Below are 2,314 nucleotides of genomic sequence, written 5' to 3'. Positions count from 1 at the left end.
CGGACTCGCCGGCCATCGCCGCGGCGTGCGCGCTGGCGAAGCGCTGGCTCAGCTCCGGCGCCTTTCCTGACAGCATCAGCAGCCGCACTCCGGCCAATGCCTGGATGCCGAACAGCGGGCTGTGCACGGCGCTGTGCGAGCAGAGCAGGTCGGCCACCGGCCCGCCGCGGTCGAGCTCGCTCGCGAGTTCGGAGAGGATGCGCGCGGAGACCGGCGCGCTGGTGCGCAACCGCACCGCGAACGTGCGCAGGGTGGAGGCGCCGATGCCGGCCGCTGTCACGTTTTCTCCCCTCTTCGGCAAGGGACTTTACAAGGGCGTGAACGCTTTCCCTCCCATATGAGACCGCGCGTCCCGCCGGAACACGGTGGGTATCGTGCGGCCTGTGAGCGAGTTCCTGGAACTGTCCGCGGCCGGTCCGGTCGCCACATTGACGATCAACCGCCCGGCCAAGCGCAACGCGATGAGCCACGAGATGTGGTCGGCCCTGCCCGGCATCATGGCCCGCGTTTCCGCTGATGAGAGCATCAGGGTGCTGATCATCCGTGGCGGCGCCAACTTCTCCGCCGGTGCCGACATCGCGGAGTTCTCGACGTTGCGAAGGGGCGCCGCCGGCGCCGCGCACTACGGCGAGGCCGTGCACAACGGGGAACGTGCGATCGCCCAGCTGGACAAGCCGACGATTGCCGCGATTTCCGGTTTCTGTGTCGGCGGTGGGTGCGAGATCGCCCTCGCTTGCGACATTCGGGTGGCGTCAACGGATGCGCGATTCGGGATCACGCCCGCGAAACTCGGCATCGTTTACAACTTCACGTCCACCAAGCAGCTCGTGGACGTGGTCGGCCCCGCGTGGGCGAAGCAGATCCTGTTCTCGGCCGATTTGATCGACGCGCAGACGGCACTGCGGATCGGTCTGGTCAACGAAGTGGCGGAGTCGCTCGACGCGCGCGTGAAGGAATTGTCCGAACAGATCGCGGGTCGCGCGCAGGTGTCGGTGCGTGGCGCCAAGAAGATCATCAACTCGATCACCGATGGTGGGCACGAGGACGACTTCGTGCGGGCGCTGTACGCGGAGGCCGCCTCCAGTGCCGAGTACGCGGAGGGCGTGTCGGCGTTCCTGGAGAAGCGGCCTCCGCGGTTCTAAAACACTTCAGCGGTGATCGTGGTGTCCGGGCCGTGGCCCGTGTGCACCACGGTCTCGCCGGGCAGCGTCAACAGCTTCTCCCGGATGGACTTCTCGATCGTCGGCCGGTCCGAGAACGACCGCCCGGTAGCCCCAGGCCCGCCCTGGAACAACGTGTCGCCCGTGAACACCGCACCCAGCGAAGGCACGTAGAAGCACACGGCGCCGGGCGAGTGCCCAGGCGTGTGCAGCACCTCAATCCGTTCCCCGGCAACGGTGATCACCTGGCCGTCTTCCAGCGCCTGGTGCGGGACCACGCCGGTGTGCGTCAGCGACCACACGATGTGGTCGTCCTGGTGCAGAGCCAGGGGCGCACCGGTCGCATGCGCCAGATCCGGCGCGACGCGGACGTGGTCGTCGTGCGCGTGGGTCAAGAGGATCGCCACGACGCGGCGGCCGTCCACGACCTTGAGGATCGCGTCGACGTCGTGCGGGGCGTCGATGACGACGCATTCCGAGGAATCCCCGATGACCCAGACGTTGTTGTCGACGTCGAAGGTTTCGCCGTCCAGCGAGAACGTGCCGGACGTGACGGTGTGGTCCACACGCAGGGACATCAGAAGACCACCACCGATCGCAGTACCTCGCCGCGGTGCATCTTCTCGAAGGCGCCTTCCACGCCGTCCAGCGGGATCTCCTCGCTGACGAACGCGTCCAGGTCGAAGCGGCCCTGCTGGTACAGGTCGACGAGCATCGGGAAGTCGCGCGTGGGCAGGCAGTCGCCGTACCACGAGGACTTCAGCGAGCCGCCGCGCGAGAAGAAGTCGATGAGCGGCATGTCGAGCCGCATGTCCGGTGTCGGAACGCCCACCAGGACAACGGTTCCGGCCAGGTCGCGGGCGTAGAAGGCCTGCTTCCACGTCTCGGGGCGGCCGACCGCGTCGATCACGACGTCCGCGCCGAACCCGTCGGTCAGCCGCTGGATCTCGGTGACCACGTCGTCGATGTCACGGACGTTGATGGTGTGCGTGGCGCCGAAACCCTTGGCCCACTCCAGCTTCTGCGGATCGGTGTCCACCGCGATGATCTTCGCGGCACCGGCGATGCGGGCGCCCGCGATGGCGCCGTCGCCCGACACCGCCGCAGCCGATCACGGCCACCGCAGTCGCCGCGCGTGACTCCGCCGGTGTTCA

The 2,314-nt window shown here is 67.8% G+C and carries 3 protein-coding genes and 1 pseudogene; 1 reads left to right on the top strand and 3 read right to left on the bottom strand.

Features of this window, described 5'->3' with window-relative positions; genetic code table 11:
* Positions 1-280, bottom strand: a 280-nt coding sequence (locus tag FXN61_RS48845) for a hypothetical protein (RefSeq protein ID WP_223165912.1), incomplete at its 3' end; no start/stop codon positions are given.
* A 103-nt stretch (positions 281-383) separates the two neighbouring features.
* On the opposite strand from FXN61_RS48845, the gene FXN61_RS48840 reads away from it, so the two are divergent.
* Positions 384-1,142 carry an enoyl-CoA hydratase/isomerase family protein gene (locus tag FXN61_RS48840; RefSeq protein WP_167980552.1) on the top strand — a complete coding sequence of 253 codons (759 nt, stop codon included), beginning with the start codon at positions 384-386 and terminating at the stop codon, positions 1,140-1,142.
* On the opposite strand, the gene FXN61_RS48835 is transcribed toward FXN61_RS48840, so the two are convergent.
* A complete protein-coding gene (locus tag FXN61_RS48835; protein WP_167980551.1) occupies positions 1,139-1,738 on the bottom strand; it encodes an MBL fold metallo-hydrolase in 600 nt (199 codons plus the stop codon). The two genes, FXN61_RS48840 and FXN61_RS48835, sit on opposite strands and share 4 nt — an antisense overlap.
* Positions 1,738-2,314 (bottom strand): annotated as a pseudogene (locus tag FXN61_RS48830) (zinc-binding dehydrogenase); the annotation flags it as partial. The pseudogene FXN61_RS48830 and the gene FXN61_RS48835, both read right to left, overlap by 1 nt.

Origin of the sequence: Lentzea indica (genome assembly GCF_012184385.1) — a bacterium.
In the GTDB taxonomy this organism is placed as follows: domain Bacteria; phylum Actinomycetota; class Actinomycetes; order Mycobacteriales; family Pseudonocardiaceae; genus Lentzea; species Lentzea indica.
Note: the sequence above shows the minus strand (reverse complement) of the source record. Positions and strands in the feature narration are given on the sequence as shown.